Raw genomic sequence first — 15,881 nt, forward strand, 5'->3', positions numbered from 1 at the left:
GCCTGCCTGCTGGCCAACACACTCACCGCCTGCTGCCGCGCAAACCAACTGCCAGAACCAGAAGGCCTAACCGCGTGATACTAAATGCCGGCCCGAATTTTCAGGGTCGGCACATATCCCCCAATGCCTGCCGGTTGCTGCGCAGGGTTGCAGAGTCGAGCGTTGAGCGGCACTGCTCACCGAAAATTGGGTTTGATTGTTCGATTTTTCGTGATACCTGTTATTTTCCAGTCGGTTACGATGTAAAGTAATGACCGTCCGAAAGAGGCCGTTTGGGTTTTGGCGGTTGATTTGTGGGTATGACGTCAAAGTTCGAAATCTTGCGCACTCAATGCACGCCGCAACGCGTGGTTGCGGGTGTTGTGTTCCTGCCTTTGCTCGCCTACGCCTTTCCACCTTTTCTGGCTGCGGACCTGTCTTTTTCTCTTTGCTTGGTATTTTGGGCCGGGGTCATGGTTCTGGCGTTGACTGCGATCTGGTTGGCTCGAAAAGTGACTTACGAAAACCGGGTTTTGATGAAAATGCCTGTGCGTGATCTTGCATATGTGGCTGTGATCCTTGCCCTGTTCACACCGTCTCTTTGGGTTTTGGCGTGGCTTTTGTTTACCTGGGACGGGCATATGGCACCTGCGCTGGCGACGGTTGCCAACTACGGGGTCTTGTTCGCGACAGGTTTGTTGTTGATACGTCGCGTCGACTGGCGCGGGGTCGAGGATGAGCCTGAGGCCGAGGCGACACCGCGCCTGACCCGCCGTCTTCCATCCACTTTCCAAGGTGAAATCTACCGCCTGACGGTACGAGATCATAACGTGGATGTTGTCACGTCCGAAGGCGTCTATACCATTCGTTCACGTTTTACTGATGCAATCGACGAGATGGAACCGGTGCCCGGTCATTGCTCGCATCGGTCGCATTGGGTGACAGATGCGGCGATTGCCGGCGTCAAGAAATCGAATGGCAAACTTTGGCTGCGTCTGGTCAATGGTGATCTTGTTCCTGTCAGCCGGAAATACAGACCCATGCTGGAACAGGACGGCCTGATCTGATCCTAGCGTGGCATCGGGATCATTTGCGGGTTTGGACCTGTTAGAATTGCCATGGCACCCGGTGCCAACAGCTTGGCCAATGCATGGTCCGAGCTGCGCAAACCCCCGGTATACGTGCCGTAGGCTGGCAGAATCAATTTTTGCTCATCCAGTAAAAAGGCCGGTCGGGTGATGGCGCGACCGCGGACGCGCAACGTGGCCTTTGGATGGTAGTGCCCGGACACCTCGCCCTGCCTTCCCGATCCTGAAATGTGGCGGAAGGTCAAAGCCGCGCAGGCCCATTCGGCCAGATGCATGCCACCCAGTTCTATCGGAGCGGGATCGTGATTTCCTTCTATCCAAATCCAACGCCGGCCTGCTTGTAGGGTTGTAATACGCAGTTTCTCGGAGGCTGTCAGCGACAGGGAGGCGTCGAGATCATCGAAACTGTCACCCAGACAGACGACGGTCTCAGCGACTGTTTGGTCAATGTCGGCGGCCAGCTTGTCCAGCGTATCAAGGCTGTCATATGGGGGCAGGATTGCGCCACCGCGCCGTGCCATCCGTTCGGACTTTCCAAGATGCAGATCCGACACGCACAGCAACCGCTGTGCCGGCCACCAGAGCGCACCTGAGGACAATGCCCTCAGAAGCTGCCCGGCAAAGGAAAACTCGATACTGTTCATGGTCCGTTCTTCGCGTGTTTTTGACGTCTGCGCAAGATGGATCAGAGCGCATCCAACCCGGCGCTCTGCAAAAGCCGTGTACTTTCTTCGGCCAGCAACCGTTCTTCGGCCGCGCCCTTTACAGGTATTTTCCCGACTTCCAGAAACAAAGGCGCCGCCAGCGGTGAAACGCGGTCCAGCCTGACCAGATCAATTTGGTCTCCGATGCGTTTGACCATGTCTTCTATCCGCCCAAAATCGACCAATCCACGCATGGCTTCTTCGCGGGTGATCTGCATCAGCAGATGGTCGGGATCGTATTTTAGAAGGGTGTCATAGAGGATATCGGACGAAAACGTTGCTTGCCTCCCGCTTTTGCGTTGTCCACCCATGTTGCGTTCGATCAATCCTGCGATTGTCGCAGAGGCACGAAAGGTGCGTTTCATCACCGCATTGCCTGCCAGCCACGTGTCCAACCCCTCGCGCAGCGCTTGCAGACGGAACAGGGGGGAAGGATCCGTGACAGCATCCAGGCCCCAGATCAATGTAGCGTAGTCCGTCGCAACAAAGCCCAGCGGAGCAAGACCCGTCTCTTCCATCCGCTTGGTCAGCAACAGGCCAAGCGTCTGCTGCGCGTTGCGCCCCGCGAACCCATAGACACACAGATGTTCGCGCCCATCATTTGGAAAACTCTCGATCAGCAGTCGATCTCGCTGAGGCAGCCGGGACATATCCCGTTGCAACGCCAGCCATTCAGCGGTGTGACGCGGCAATTGAGGCCAGTCCGGCTGGGTAAACATGCGCAGGATACGGTCGCTCAGTTGGGTGGAGGTTGCGAATTTTGTGCCTGCGAAAGTGGCGATCTTGGGTTTTTTGTCGGCCCGGCTGCTGACTTCGACCACCATTTCGCGCAGCCCTTCGTAGCGCACGATCTGACCGCCAATCAGAAATGTATCCCCAGGAGAAAGAGAGGCGGCAAAGGCTTCCTCGACCTCACCCAGAGGTTTGCCGCCCCGGTTGCGCTTGAGCCGGACCTTCAGCGTATCGGTGTCCTGAATTGTGCCCAGATTCATACGGACGCGAGCAGCGGCGCGAGGGTCCCGCAGCTGCCAAAAGCCATCGTGGCGTTGTTGCAGTCGCTGCCATCTGTCATAGGCGCGCAGGGCGTATCCGCCGGTTGCGCAGAAATCCAGACAGGCGTCGAATTCCGGACGGGTCAGACCGGCATACGGCCCTGCAGATGTCATTTCCAAGAACATGGTATCGGCGTCGAATGGTCCAGCCGCAGCGCCAATCAGGATATGCTGGCACAACACGTCTCGGGGGCCTGGGCCGCGCGGATCACCGTCCAGCTCATGGGCTTTCGCAGCCTCCAACGCTGCGACGCATTCTACCACTTCGAACCGGTTCGCGGGCACCAGCAGTGCTTTTGAGGGCGCGTTGTAGCGGTGGTTCGCGCGACCGATCCTTTGCACCAGCCGTTTGACGTTTTTGGGCGCACCGATTTGAATCACCAGATCGACATCGCCCCAGTCGATACCCAGATCCAGAGACCCGGTGCAGACAATGGCGCGCAGATCGCCGCGAACCATGGCGGCCTCGACACGTTCGCGCTGTTGCCTGTCGAGACTGCCGTGATGAATGCCGATAGGCAGGCCGTCTTCATTGGCAAGCCACAGATTATGAAAGAAAATTTCGGCCTGCGCGCGGGTGTTGTGGAAAATCAGGGTTGTCTTGTGTCGCCGGACTTGGTCCAACACCGCCGGAATTGCATAGGCCGCACCACCGCCTGACCACGGGGGCATTTCGGCTGTTTCCAGCATTGCAATGTCCGGGTCGGGTCCCGGATCGGCCTGAATGATCTGACACGGGTCCGGGTGCCGTGCCAGAAAGCGCGCGATGGCTGCCGGATCTTCGACCGTGGCTGAAAGACCGACCCGTCGAAGATCGGGACACAGGGTTTGCAATCGCGCCAGTGCCAGCATCAACTGATCCCCGCGTTTGCTTTCCGCGAGCGCGTGAATTTCATCCACAATCACGCGCTGTACCCCGTCAAACATGCGCGGGGCGTCTTCGTACGAGGTCAACAAAGCCAGACTCTCAGGCGTTGTCAGCAAGATGTGGGGCGGGTCGGCCCGCTGGCGTTTCTTTTGTGTGGCCGAGGTATCGCCGGTGCGGTCCTCAATACGAATGGGCAGACCGATCTCTTCAACAGGTGTCCGCAGGTTGCGCTTGATATCTGCCGCCAGCGCTTTCAGTGGCGAGACATAGATCGTATGCAGCCCGTTGTGCTGGCCCTCGGACAGTTCAGCCAGAGATGGCAGAAATCCGGCCATCGTCTTGCCGCCTCCGGTTGGGGCAATCAGAAGGGTTGCCGGGTCTGTTGCCCGGTCGAACATGTCCTGCTGATGGGGGTGGATGGACCAGCCCTTGGCACTGAACCAATTGCTGATCCGGGCGGGAATCTGCGTCATGGGCGCAGATTAGCCGTGTTGGCACTAAATTGGCACAGCGTTATTTGACGATTTTCTCGTCCTTGACGAACATGTTGGCCCAGGCTCGGTCAATCAGCTCAGGACTCATCTGATAGGGGATACCTTCGAATTCGCAGATCGAGATCATCTGATCGATCAGGAAGATCGGTTGATAATTCGCATAGATGTTGTCGATGGTCGGGTATTTGACCTTCAAGAGGTGAACCAGAGCGGCCTCTTCCAGTGGCATACCGCGCTTGCGGGCCACCATGGCAAAGATTTTCAGGAAGTTCTCCTGATTGGGGCCATCGATCTTGATCTTGAAGAAAATCCGGCGCAGGGCCGCCTGGTCGAAGATTTCATTCGGGTGGAAGTTGGTCGAGAAGATGACCAGGGTGTCAAAGGGTACCTCGAACTTTTCACCTGACTGCAGGCCAAGGATATCCTTGTTCTCTTCCAGCGGAACAATCCAGCGGTTGACCAGCGCCTGTGGCGGTTCGGCCTGTCGGCCAAGGTCGTCCACGATAAAGATGCCACCGGTCGATTTCAGCTGCAGCGGGGCCTGATAGGTCCGCGCGGTAGGGTTGTAGACCAGATCCAGCATGCTCAGTGACAATTCACCACCGGTCACCACGGTCGGGCGTTCACACTGAACATAGCGTGTGTCGAACCGTTTGCGGCGGCGCAGGCTGTTGGGATCGTCGGCCTCTTGTTCGATCGCATTATGCACGATCGGGTCATAAACGGTGATCACCTGGCCGGCATATTCAATTGCGTATGGGACATAGACATTGTCACCCAACGCATCGCGGATACCGTTCGAGATCGAAGATTTACCATTGCCCGGAGGGCCATACATCAGGATCGACCGGCCCGCGCTGACCGCGGGACCCAAGTGATCCAGAAGGCTGTCTGGCAAAACCAGGTGCCCCATCGCACTGACCAACTGATCGCGCGTCACCTGAATGTTGCGGATCGACTGGCGTTTTACCTGTTCGCGATACACCTCTAGCGGCACCGGCATGGCGCCAAAATACTCAGACTGGCTTAACGCATCCAAGGCTCGTGCCTTCCCGGCATCGGTGAGCTGATATCCCATCTCATTGCCACTATTGGCGTTCAGTGTTCCGGTCGCCTCGAGCAGTCTCTGCTCGCGTGCCATGTCGATCAGTTCCTGCGTAACAGCGCCGGGCAGACAAATGGCCTCGGCGACTTCGCTCACAGTGCTGGCATTCTTGCGAAAGATGGTCTTCAGCAGAATATCCCGCATCATCACCAGCGGGAGCTTCATTTCACCCAAACCCTTCGGGGCAGGGGGTGCCATAACGGAGGAGGTCTGCATATTCATGAGCGCGGCTCGTCTGTCCAAATGTCACACCAAATGCCCTGTGACGGGCAACTTGTGGGAAATCTGGCGCAGCTTTGTGGCGGGACCAAGGCAGCGGCAAGGCGCGCTGATGATAGTTTACGATCCGAGAACAGTACCTAGAATCAGATACATGGCCAACGTACCGGACAGTGTCAGTCCCATGGGGAACTTCTTTCCCCTGTCCCAGCTTTCCCAATGTGGTGCGATGGTGCGCAATCGGGTGTACTTTGCCAGACGATGGGTTGCGAAGGCGCCCAGAAGACAGGCTGTCAGAATAGCCATCAGAACCATGGTGTCCTGCAACCAGACAAACGGCGCGGCTGCAGCCAGAAACTTTGAATCACCGGCCCCCATAACGCCCGCAGCATTCAGCACGATGCCAATCAGCAAAACGATGACGATCTGCAAAACCTGCCAAACATAGATTGGTAGGGCGACCGACAGCGGTCCGATTTTTCCGCTGATCAACCCGGTCGACCATGGCGGCAGGACAAAAAGCCCAACAACGACGAAGACTGCCACCAGCGCCATCACGGCGTGGTTCTTGATCTTCATCTCACGCAGATCCGTGAAGGCGACGTAAAAGCAGATTGGCAGCACAAAGGGCAGAAACCAGGCCGCCGCAAACGCCGGAATGGCCATGACCATCTGTTAGCTTTCCTCAAGCGCGCGCAATGAGCGGACTGCCTCATCATAGTGTTGTGGATGGGTCGAGATCGCTTCGCGCAGCAGGTTCTTTCCCGTCGTGACATCGCCCTGTTTTACGGCAGATATCGCCATCGTATTCAACAGGCGCGCGCGTTCGACCTGGGTCATGGGAACCACCGGCAAGCTGTAATTTCCCTGTGCGGACCGGGCCAGAACCAGATTGTTCTTTGCCGTAAACAGCGTTTTATCCTGTTGGATCGCTTCTGTGAACAGTCGCTCTGCGTCTGCATATTGGCCACGAGTCAGCTTGGAATACCCCCAGTTGTTCATCACACCGCCTGGGCGTGTGGTCAGACCAACGGCGGTTTCATAGAAGTGATCCGCCCGTTTCCAATCCTTGCGAGAATCCGCGACAACAGCTTCAAGCCGGTAGCGCTTGAACGTTTCAAAAGTCGGAGGAACCGAATCCAGAACCGACTTGGCCTTGTCCCAATCGCCGTTGCGCACCAGTGCGTCGGCGTATTCAACACGGTCGGCTGCATTTGTACCTTCCATGGTTGTGACCCGCTTCCAGGCAGTTGCTGCCTCGGTGGTGCGTTTGGCCCGCCCCAACGAGATTGCCAGCCCGCGTTGCAGATCGATCCGGTCCGGATTCTTCGCGGCTGCATTGTGGAAATAGGTGACGGCCTCATTTGGGTCGGCGGCGGTCAGAAGCACTTCGTTCAGGTTTGTTTCGTCAATAACGTTTACTTCCTGAAAGGTGCGTTCGACCTTTTCCTCTTCGGTTTCTTTCGCGCAGGCAGAGAGGATCAGCCCGGCGGCAACGAATGATGGAATCAAGAATTGGTGGCGCATTTTTGCGTCCTTTACTGCTCTTGCCTCGGTTACTGGATTTTGCGCAGCGAAAATTGCCCGTCGCCAAGCTGTTCCAGCGTATATTCTTGTTCTTGATCGGTATTATTAACAGGATTTTCCATTTTTGCGATAGCTAAGCGCAGATTGTCCCGGATTGCGTCACTTTCGCCATTGTCCAACGCAAAGGCCCGGCGAAAGACCTGTACCGCCTCGGGGTATTGCTGTGTTTCCATCAGCAGGACCCCCAGATTGTTCCAGGCGATCGGCCAGTCTGTGTCATCTTCGACGGCGCGGCGCAACAGGGGTTCAGCCTGGCCCAGGCGCCCCAATCCCAGGTTTGCGGTGCCCAATGAAGTCAGAACCTGCGGTGTCATCCCCTGATCCAGTGCGGCGCGGGTGAAACTGTCCAAAGCCAACTCGTACTCGCCAGCGGCCATCAGGCGATTGCCGACGGTGATGCTGTCTTCGGCCTGCGCATTTGGATCAATGCCCGGCGCGTCAAGATTGTCTGACAGACTGCCTTCAGTGCAGGAAGCCACCATGGCAAAAACCATGATGGCCTGAAACATACGGCGAAGCCCGCAAGGGGCGCTCCGGCCGGTTAGCGTCATCGATCTTACATTACCCTCCGAAAGTCGAAATGACGTTCGCAGACGGTCCCACCAGGATAATCAGAAGCGGTGGCACTGTCAGCGTCATTGTGACCAGAGTCATCTTGGTGGGCAACTTGTTTGCTGCCTCTTCCGCGCGCATCACGCGCTTGTCCCGCATTTCCGCAGCATAGACCCGCAGAGCTTCGGCAATGGATGTACCAAATGTCGCCGACTGGATCATTACAGTCACGAAAGCGCTCACATCCTGAACTCCGCACCGTGTCCCAAAGTCGCGCAAAACGGTGTCTTTGTCTTTGCCGGCTTTCATCTCGTAAGCAACGATCTCGAACTCTTTGGAAATTTCAGGGTACGAGCTTTTCATTTCCGAAGCCACACGCACGATCGCCTGATCCAGAGATTGCCCGGCCTCGACACAGACCAGCATCAAGTCAAGTGTATCCGGGAAGGCCGAGGTTATGGCCTCTTTCCGTTCTTCGACGCGGCGAGTAATCCAGTATTTCGGGATGAAATAACCAACTCCACCGGGGACGAGCACACGGATCAGAAGCTGGGTGCCGGTAAATTCCTGACCACCAGAAAACACAGTCACCCAAAGAACGCCGAGTAAGAGACCGATGATTCCCAACGCAAACTGAGCAAAATGGTAGAAACGCACCGCGTCCTTGGATTGATATCCAGCCTGCCGCATGGTCAGCTGAACCGCTGACAATTCCTCTTCGTTCTTTGGCTCAAGGAATGTTGCGAACTTTTCGAGCTGCTCATTCCGACCGCTCTGGCGCAGTTGGTCTTTTTTTGACTTTTTCTGTTTCTTGGGCGCTGCATTGTTGCGTTGTAGCTTTTTCAGTGGGTCCTCAGGCTGGTTGACCATCATGAGGATCGCAACAGCGACCATGATAACACCCAACACCCCGACCACGATCAGGGGGCCGAACTCTCCTAGGTGCTGTGTTAGCAAATCGTTGATAGGGGCAAGGAATTCCATAAGACCGACCTCAGACCTTGATGTTGGTGATGATCTTCATGACGATCAGGTTCAGCGTCAGCATTATGCCGACAACAAAACAGGCCGGAATGAACCACGGGTGGTCCAGAACCTCGTCATAATAGTCTGGCGATTTTACCAGAATGAAAATCAAACAAGCGACGGGGAAGCCGGACAGGAACTTACCAGACCACTGTGCTTCGGCGGTGATGGCCTTTACACGGCGGAACAGGCGGAAACGGGCGCGGATCACCTGGGCAAGACCCGCCAGAATCTCGGCCAGATTGCCGCCGGATTGCTGCTGGATGCCCACGGCAACCGCAAGGAAGCGCATATCCTGCATATCCAGTCTTTCGGCCATTTCCTTGAGCGCCTCACCAACGTCACGCCCGTAGGCGCATTCGTCGGCGATAATGCCAAACTCGGTGCCCAGTGGATCCTGAACCTCGTTGGCTGCGATCTGAACAGATGACACAAATGGGTTGCCGACGCGAAGCGACCGCACCATCAGTTCAACGGCATCAGGCAATTGTTCTTCGATCATGTTCATGCGTTTGCTGGCTTTGCGGCTGACCCACAAGAAAACGCCACCAATCCCCAACGCAACCGAGATCGCTGCGCGCAAAAGCGGGTCCGTGGCGGTGCCTATGCTGAGCCCCAGAAAGGCCATAGCCGAAACAAGACCCATGATCATGATCAGTTGTCTGGGAGAAAACGCAATGGCCGCCTTCTGGGCCTTGTCGGCCAAAAGCGAGTACAGAGGAATGCTCTGCGACTTCATATGCTGCTGCATTTCCTTGCGCAGCTGTTCCAGAACCTGCTCACGACCTACGCCTTTGTCGAGCATATCCAACCGGCGGTTGACCCGGCTGTTCAGGCTGATGGATTTGCCAAACGCCACAAGATAGATGCCTTCCACAAGGGCCAGGACACCTACGAAGATGGCGACATAAATCAGTGCCTCTGTCGGCAATTGCATGTCTGACTCTCCTACATTGTGGTTGTGTCGTAGATGGACGAGGGCAAGTCAAAGCCCCACAGACGGAACCGCTCGGAAAAGTGGCTGCGCACGCCGGTGGCGGTAAAGTGACCAATGATCTTGTTGTCGGGCGTCAATCCAACGCGCTGAAATCTAAAGATTTCCTGCATCGAAATGACATCGCCTTCCATACCCGTGATCTCGGTGATCGATGTCATGCGGCGCGAACCGTCCTGCAGGCGGCTGGCCTGCACGATCAGGTTCACAGCGCTTGAAATCTGACTGCGAACCGCCTTGATCGGCATCTCGATCCCGGCCATCGCGATCATGTTTTCCAGACGTGAAATTCCGTCGCGGGCCGAGTTGGCGTGGATAGTGGTCATCGAGCCGTCGTGGCCTGTGTTCATGGCCTGCAGCATGTCGATCACCTCGGCGCCGCGCGTCTCGCCCACGATAATGCGGTCGGGACGCATACGCAGAGCGTTTTTCAGACAGTCACGGGGACTGACCTCGCCTTTGCCTTCCACGTTGGGCGGGCGGCTTTCCATTCGTCCCACATGGGTCTGCTGCAATTGAAGTTCCGCCGTATCCTCGATCGTCAGGATACGCTCGGCGTCGTCGATAAAGCTGGACAAGGCGTTCAGAGTGGTCGTTTTACCGGACCCGGTACCACCCGACACGATAATGTTCAGTCGGGTTGAAACAGCAGCTTGCAGATAAGCGGCCATTTCTTCGGTAAATGCCCCGAAGTTCACCAGATCGTCTATACCAAGCTTGTCTTTCTTGAATTTACGAATCGAAACCAACGACCCATCAACGGCAATCGGCGGAACCATCGCGTTGAAACGTGAGCCATCGGCAAGGCGGGCGTCCACATATGGGTTGGATTCATCAACACGACGACCTACGGCGGATACGATCTTGTCGATGATCCGCATCAGGTGCTTTTCATCTTTGAACGTGACGTCGCTGATTTCCAGCTTGCCGGCGCGTTCCACAAAGATCTGCTGTGGTCCATTCACCAGAATATCGTTGACGCTGTCGTCCTGAAGCAAAGTCTCAAGGGGACCGAGTCCTGTGACTTCGTCATACAGTTCCTTGTTCAGCTGAGTCCGGTCTTCACGGTTCAGGACAATGCTTTTAGCTTCAAGGACTTCGCTGGCAATCGCGCTGATCTCGGCTCTCAGCTCTGCTTCGCCGGCATTTTCAAGCGCCGCCAGATTCAGGTTTTCCAGCAATTCGCGGTGCAGCTCAATCTTGATCTCACCCAAACGTTCTTTGCGCTTGCGGTCCCGGTCCGATCCGGCGGCCTCGGCTGACTTTTTCTGGCTGGGTTTTCTGGCTACAGCTGTTGCAGTGGGCGCGGCCGGAGCAGCAGTTTGTTCGGCCTCGGGGGCTTTGACCGGTGCCTGAACCGGCTGTGCATCAGGCTGTTTTTTGTATCTTGAAAACATGACGGCTCCCCCCTCGGGATGATGTTACGCGGCCTCGGCGTCGTTGCTGCCAAGGCTATGCAGCGATTTCGCAAGCTTGGCGATTTCACGACGCAGCGGGTTTTTAGCCGCTGAACTGGCCAGTGGCAGACCATGATCGCCGCTTTGCATCACCGGCTTTCCACCATCGGGCAGGAGCAGGTCGATTGAGATACCAAGGCTTTCGCCCATACGTTTGACGCGGCCCTTGCCATTCAGATCAGTGAATTTCGGAGCCCGGTTCAGGGCAAAACGCAGTTTGTTGAACGGAAGCTCTTCGGCTTGCAGCGCGCGCTTGAGGCGCAACGCGTTCTGAGCCGAGCGCATATCCAGTTCAATCAACGCAAAGTAAACGTGCGCGGCTTGCAGCACGGTTTCCGACCACAGCACCAGCGTTTTGGGCATATCCACAATCACATAGTCAAAATGCGTCCGCGCAGTGTCGATCACGCGCTGAATGTCCTCTGGTGTGATCAAATCCAGTGGAACCATGTCGGATGGTGCGGTCAGGACCTGGAGCTTTTCCTCAAAGGTTTGAAGGGCTTGCGAGAAAACCTCGTCATCCATTGACGCTGTATCAGACAGCATCTCAAAAACGGTTTCACGACGGGGCAGATCCAAATACGTTGAAACCGTTCCGTATTGAAGGTCCAGATCGATCAGACAAACGGATGGCGTCTCCTTCTCTGATACGTTGGCAAGTTCCCAGGCGAGGTTTACCGCCAATGTGGTTGCGCCTACGCCTCCGGCCAGGCCCTGAACAACAAACAGCGCGCCTTCCTTTGATTCGCCCCCGGCCAGTGTTGCTGCGGCTGCAGCTTGCGCCGCGATAACAGGATCAGGTTTGTTCATCCGGTCAATTGCTTCCTGCAATTCACCTTCCGGCAGGGGGTAGGGGACAAATTCATCCGCGCCTTTGCGTAGCAACTGGTGCAGCGAGGCCGGTGTCACGTCCTCGGCAATCAGTACGACCTTGATACTCTTGTCCTTGGCCTGAGCGATGATCTCTCCCATCAGAGAAAGATTGTCTTCGTCTTCTCCATCAATGGCCAAAGCAACAAATTGTAGTGAATTTGCTTCGGGTTGGCTGAAGAAAGCCAAAGCTTCGGCGAAACCCAGATCGCCCCAACGCTCACCCAATACCGCTTCCATGTCTTCGATCAACAGATCGAAATTCTGGACATCACGGCTGATCGTGCAGGCCAGAATGGCGGAGTCGTTGTCTTGCGGCGTCGCGCTGCTCATAAACACAATCCTCGTCGAAAGGGCCTGGCATTTCATGCGAACGCAATACGCTCGGGCAGATTTGCTGTCGCCCTATTGCGGTCAATTCAGGCCGCAGGTCACCCTATTGTTCACAATGTCCAATGGAACTTGGGCGAGAATTTGGCGCAAAAGAACCAATTGTAGGGAAACGGGCGACGATGTCGCCCGTTACATGGTGATTATCCACCGGCATCCTGAGCGGTTACTGCCTGAATCTGTGCAGCAGTCGTCGCGCTTTGTACGTATTCGCGGTAGATGATTCTGGCGTACTTGCCGTCAAGTGTTTGTGGCGCACGACCGACGAAGCCGGAAACTTCGGTTACGGTTCGCCGGTTGCGCCGATCGCGGTTCTGTGTCGCAATCAAAGGCTGGCTCTTGCCGAAGGAAACAACGGCCTCCAGACGTGAGCGTGATATGCCTTGCTGTACCAGGAAGGTGACAACAGATTGCGCCCGACGCAGGCCGAGGCTCTTGTTATAGCTGACCGAACCGACCGCATCAGTATGGCCGTAGACACGGAACCGCGCCTCAGGAAATTGTTTGATCCAATCCGCCTGCTGCAACAAGATTCGTTGAGCGGATGCATCCAGCTGAGAACTGTTGAACGCGAAATTTACCTGGCTTGGCACCTCAGCGGCGAATCTTCGGGTGAGAATCTGCGCGTAGGTCAATTCACCGTTCATGACCTGCGCATTGTTAAGGGTCGCGTTGCCAAAGGTCCCGGCATCGATCTCGTACCCGGCCTCACGTGTACAGGCGGCGACAGCGACCGAGAGACCTAATGTGAGTATCCACTTGTTCATTGGTCCTATCCTCCTCATCAATCCAGGATGTAGCCGTAGGAACTGCCAAAGTCCTGTCTGGCCACTTCGGATGCACCACCTGCACCCGCACGTTCCGTCCGCGCAACCCTACCGTTGATGAACAGGTCAAATTCGCTGGGCGGTTTGACGCGATCAGTTGGCAGGGCAAGCGTTTCCCCACGGGTTGGCGATACCAGATGTGCGGTAATGATGATCACAAGCTCGCTTTGCTCTCGCTGATATTCGGCACTGCGGAACAGTGCGCCCAGAACCGGGACGTCGCCCAACCATGGAACCTGATTGCTGAGGTCCGTAAAGTCATCCTGGATCAAGCCAGCGATGGCAAAACTTTCTCCATCGCGAAGTTCGATGGTGGTTGTGGTTTGGCGGGTAATGAAGCTCGGGACAGAATCGCCGTTTATCGTAAAGTCTGACGACGTGTCGATGCTTGAAACCGCAGTTCCCAGTTCAAGGTTGATCAGATCGCCATCGACCACGCGCGGGATAAAGTCAATTTCAACACCGAATGCTCGGTATTCGATTGCGACAACCCCGTCCTCAGCGGGAACCGGAATCGGAACTTCGCCACCTGCCAGAAATGTCGCTTGCTGACCTGAAAGTGCCGACAGGTTGGGTTCGGCCAGACTGCGGGCAAGTCCTTTGGTCTCAAGGGCTTCCAGAAGCAGTCGTACCTGAGTGGACCCGGCGCCAAACCCAAACAGGATTGCGCCTGTATTGGTTTGCGTGACCGGTATATTGTTGGCAAGAGCGTTATTCAGAGAAATCTGATTGTTCAAGCTATTGAAGCCTGCCGTCACGTCTCCGCCACCGAAACCCAGCGAAGCCGACAGGCTTTTTGCCACTGACCGGTTCATTTCGGCAAAGCGTACTTTCAGCATCACTTGCTGAACTCCACCAACCGACATCAGGTTCGAAACCCGTTCAGGCGCGTAACGTTCTGCGAGCTCTAGTGCTCGGGCCAGTTTGGCTGCGCTCGAGATTGTGCCGGACAGCACAATACCATCATTGGCTGTGCGCACCTCGATAGGTTCGTTGGGTAGAATCTGACGCAGACGCTCTTTGAATTCGGTCACATCAGGCGCGACGCGTACGCGGACATTCGCCAGCAGCATGCCGGCCCCGTCAAACAGCGTCAATGTGGTCAGGCCCGGGGCCTTGCCAAGTACATAGATTGTTCGGTCTGAAAGTGAAGAAATGTCGGCGATGCCAGCATTGGCAATGCTCAACTCAGCAAACGGCTGTTCGCTTTCAACCACAATTGCGCGATTGATCGGCACGTCCAGTGTTTCCACAGTGCCTTTCTTAACCACGCGAAGAGTTTCAGCCCAGGCGGCATCGCCGACCGGGCCCACAATAAACGACAACCCCAGCAGGGTTGCGCTGATCCAGGAACGTATTGTCATGTGACCTGCCTCTCCGATCACGCCTCGTTTTTACGGGTCTTATGCCCTATGGTACGGAACACTGCGCGAAAACCGATTTTATTGCAATAATCAAGGGTTTCTGGAATTTTCCTTATGTGGGCAATTGGCAACATTCAAAAACAACTGAGCCGCGCTTGGAGCGCGGCTCAGACCTCGTAACACTCTGAATTGGCGTCAGTTTGTGCAAGCAATCACGCTGTCTGCGATCTCACTGCCGCCGCGGCGAATGCGCGTTTTGCAAACCGGTTGTTCGATTTGTTGCGGGACCGGGACAGCGTCTTCAACCCCCAACAGCGCGCGCTGGTCAATTTCGATAACCTCGGACGCCACCGAGTCATCCTGAATGCCGACAAGGGCAAGGGTCAAGCTACCTGTCTTCTGGCCCTGTGTAAGGACGGCAACCTGTTCTCGCGAGACGGCCACCGTGATGGTTCTGGCAATGGTTGCCCCGGTCAGATCACTGCCGGCGATCTGGTCAACAGCGATGAGTTGCACTCTTGGCTGGATCAAGCGGGTAACTTCACCATCTGCTCCATTTCCGGAACCGCGACGGGATCCAGTCCAGTAGACATCGACAAAATCTCCTGGGCGCAAGAACCCTGAAACTCCCGATGCGACGTCGACGCGAATGGCAAAGGCGCGCATACCTTTCTCCAATTGCGACGTCAGTCCAGCCCCTTTTCCTGGCTCGGTAATCTTGACGGCCATCAACGCCTCATCTTTTTCCATGGCCCGCAGAACAAAGCGATCTTTGTTTTCGTCTTCCGGGAAGAGGACGGATATATCGGTAAAGCTGCCTTCTGGAATGGCGTTTTCCGGCCAGTCCACAACACGGACATCGTCTTGGTTCAGCTTTTCACCATATTTCAGAGACCGATTGGACACGATCACGCTGACGGTGGGGATCACCTCTACTTTTGCATTCTCAAGGGCCGCAGCGGCAGCTTGCCGTTCTCGGGCGAGCTCTTGCTGATATGCTGAAATGTAATTGCGCGCCATGTAAACAGCGCCCCCGGCCAACGCGACCCCGACAATCAGGACAAGTCCGAAAACCGCTCGCATGCATACACCTCGTACTAGTTTGTTGGTTCAGGCCGTGAATGGCATCAGAACTATTGTGAAACAGATTTTTTGGTAAACCAGAATTGTGTCGAAAAATGGGACAAATCCTTGATTTTTTCTACGTGCGACCGGTGGACCTTGCTACAGAAAAAGTGCCGAGCCAGAGGCTGGGCACTTAAAAACACCAAGAGTCGATGCTAAGCGAAAAAGCTCAAGTGGAAG

At 55.8% G+C, this 15,881-nt stretch carries 14 protein-coding genes; 1 reads left to right on the forward strand and 13 read right to left on the reverse strand.

Features of this window, described 5'->3' with window-relative positions:
* Positions 1 to 299: 299 nt before the first annotated feature.
* Positions 300 to 1,046 (forward strand): LytTR family DNA-binding domain-containing protein, encoded by a 747-nt coding sequence (locus tag ACR0L4_RS00005; RefSeq protein ID WP_480509638.1) that lies wholly within the window; start codon positions 300 to 302, stop codon positions 1,044 to 1,046.
* Between the two features lie 2 nt (positions 1,047 to 1,048).
* Here the strand turns inward: ACR0L4_RS00005 and pdeM are convergent, their stop codons facing one another.
* The 13 genes from pdeM to cpaB all read right to left on the reverse strand — a co-directional run bounded on the left by pdeM (position 1,049) and on the right by cpaB (position 15,659).
* Entirely contained in the window at positions 1,049 to 1,711 is a 663-nt protein-coding gene (gene pdeM / locus ACR0L4_RS00010; protein ID WP_480509640.1) for a ligase-associated DNA damage response endonuclease PdeM, read from the reverse strand.
* A 41-nt stretch (positions 1,712 to 1,752) separates the two neighbouring features.
* Complete coding sequence (locus tag ACR0L4_RS00015; RefSeq protein WP_480509642.1) at positions 1,753 to 4,164, reverse strand: ligase-associated DNA damage response DEXH box helicase; 2,412 nt, start codon at positions 4,162 to 4,164, stop codon at positions 1,753 to 1,755.
* A gap of 40 nt (positions 4,165 to 4,204) precedes the next feature.
* The gene (locus ACR0L4_RS00020; RefSeq protein WP_170753269.1) at positions 4,205 to 5,512 is read right to left on the reverse strand and encodes an ATPase; all 1,308 of its coding nucleotides are present in this window, start codon (positions 5,510 to 5,512) and stop codon (positions 4,205 to 4,207) included.
* Positions 5,513 to 5,629: 117 nt separating this feature from the next.
* Positions 5,630 to 6,175 carry a prepilin peptidase gene (locus tag ACR0L4_RS00025; RefSeq protein WP_170753298.1) on the reverse strand — a complete coding sequence of 182 codons (546 nt, stop codon included), beginning with the start codon at positions 6,173 to 6,175 and terminating at the stop codon, positions 5,630 to 5,632.
* A gap of 9 nt (positions 6,176 to 6,184) precedes the next feature.
* Positions 6,185 to 7,036, reverse strand: a complete 852-nt coding sequence (locus tag ACR0L4_RS00030) for a tetratricopeptide repeat protein (RefSeq protein ID WP_170753266.1) — start codon at positions 7,034 to 7,036, stop codon at positions 6,185 to 6,187.
* Between the two features lie 29 nt (positions 7,037 to 7,065).
* The gene (locus ACR0L4_RS00035; protein WP_480509645.1) at positions 7,066 to 7,605 is read right to left on the reverse strand and encodes a tetratricopeptide repeat protein; all 540 of its coding nucleotides are present in this window, start codon (positions 7,603 to 7,605) and stop codon (positions 7,066 to 7,068) included.
* A gap of 52 nt (positions 7,606 to 7,657) precedes the next feature.
* On the reverse strand, positions 7,658 to 8,632 hold the full coding sequence (locus ACR0L4_RS00040) for a type II secretion system F family protein (RefSeq protein ID WP_170753264.1): 975 nt from the start codon (positions 8,630 to 8,632) through the stop codon (positions 7,658 to 7,660).
* Between the two features lie 10 nt (positions 8,633 to 8,642).
* On the reverse strand, positions 8,643 to 9,611 hold the full coding sequence (locus tag ACR0L4_RS00045) for a type II secretion system F family protein (protein ID WP_170753262.1): 969 nt from the start codon (positions 9,609 to 9,611) through the stop codon (positions 8,643 to 8,645).
* Positions 9,612 to 9,622: 11 nt separating this feature from the next.
* On the reverse strand, positions 9,623 to 11,065 hold the full coding sequence (locus ACR0L4_RS00050) for a TadA family conjugal transfer-associated ATPase (protein WP_480509647.1): 1,443 nt from the start codon (positions 11,063 to 11,065) through the stop codon (positions 9,623 to 9,625).
* 24 nt (positions 11,066 to 11,089) lie between these two features.
* On the reverse strand, positions 11,090 to 12,328 hold the full coding sequence (locus ACR0L4_RS00055) for an AAA family ATPase (protein ID WP_170753257.1): 1,239 nt from the start codon (positions 12,326 to 12,328) through the stop codon (positions 11,090 to 11,092).
* Between the two features lie 200 nt (positions 12,329 to 12,528).
* The gene (locus tag ACR0L4_RS00060) at positions 12,529 to 13,152 is read right to left on the reverse strand and encodes an OmpA family protein (RefSeq protein ID WP_170753255.1); all 624 of its coding nucleotides are present in this window, start codon (positions 13,150 to 13,152) and stop codon (positions 12,529 to 12,531) included.
* A gap of 17 nt (positions 13,153 to 13,169) precedes the next feature.
* Complete coding sequence (locus tag ACR0L4_RS00065) at positions 13,170 to 14,576, reverse strand: type II and III secretion system protein family protein (RefSeq protein ID WP_480509650.1); 1,407 nt, start codon at positions 14,574 to 14,576, stop codon at positions 13,170 to 13,172.
* Between the two features lie 195 nt (positions 14,577 to 14,771).
* Positions 14,772 to 15,659: a Flp pilus assembly protein CpaB gene (gene cpaB, locus ACR0L4_RS00070; protein WP_480509652.1), complete on the reverse strand. Its 888-nt coding sequence runs from the start codon at positions 15,657 to 15,659 to the stop codon at positions 14,772 to 14,774.
* Positions 15,660 to 15,881 lie beyond the last annotated feature (222 nt).

The organism is Ruegeria sp. AB5, assembly GCF_056542645.1.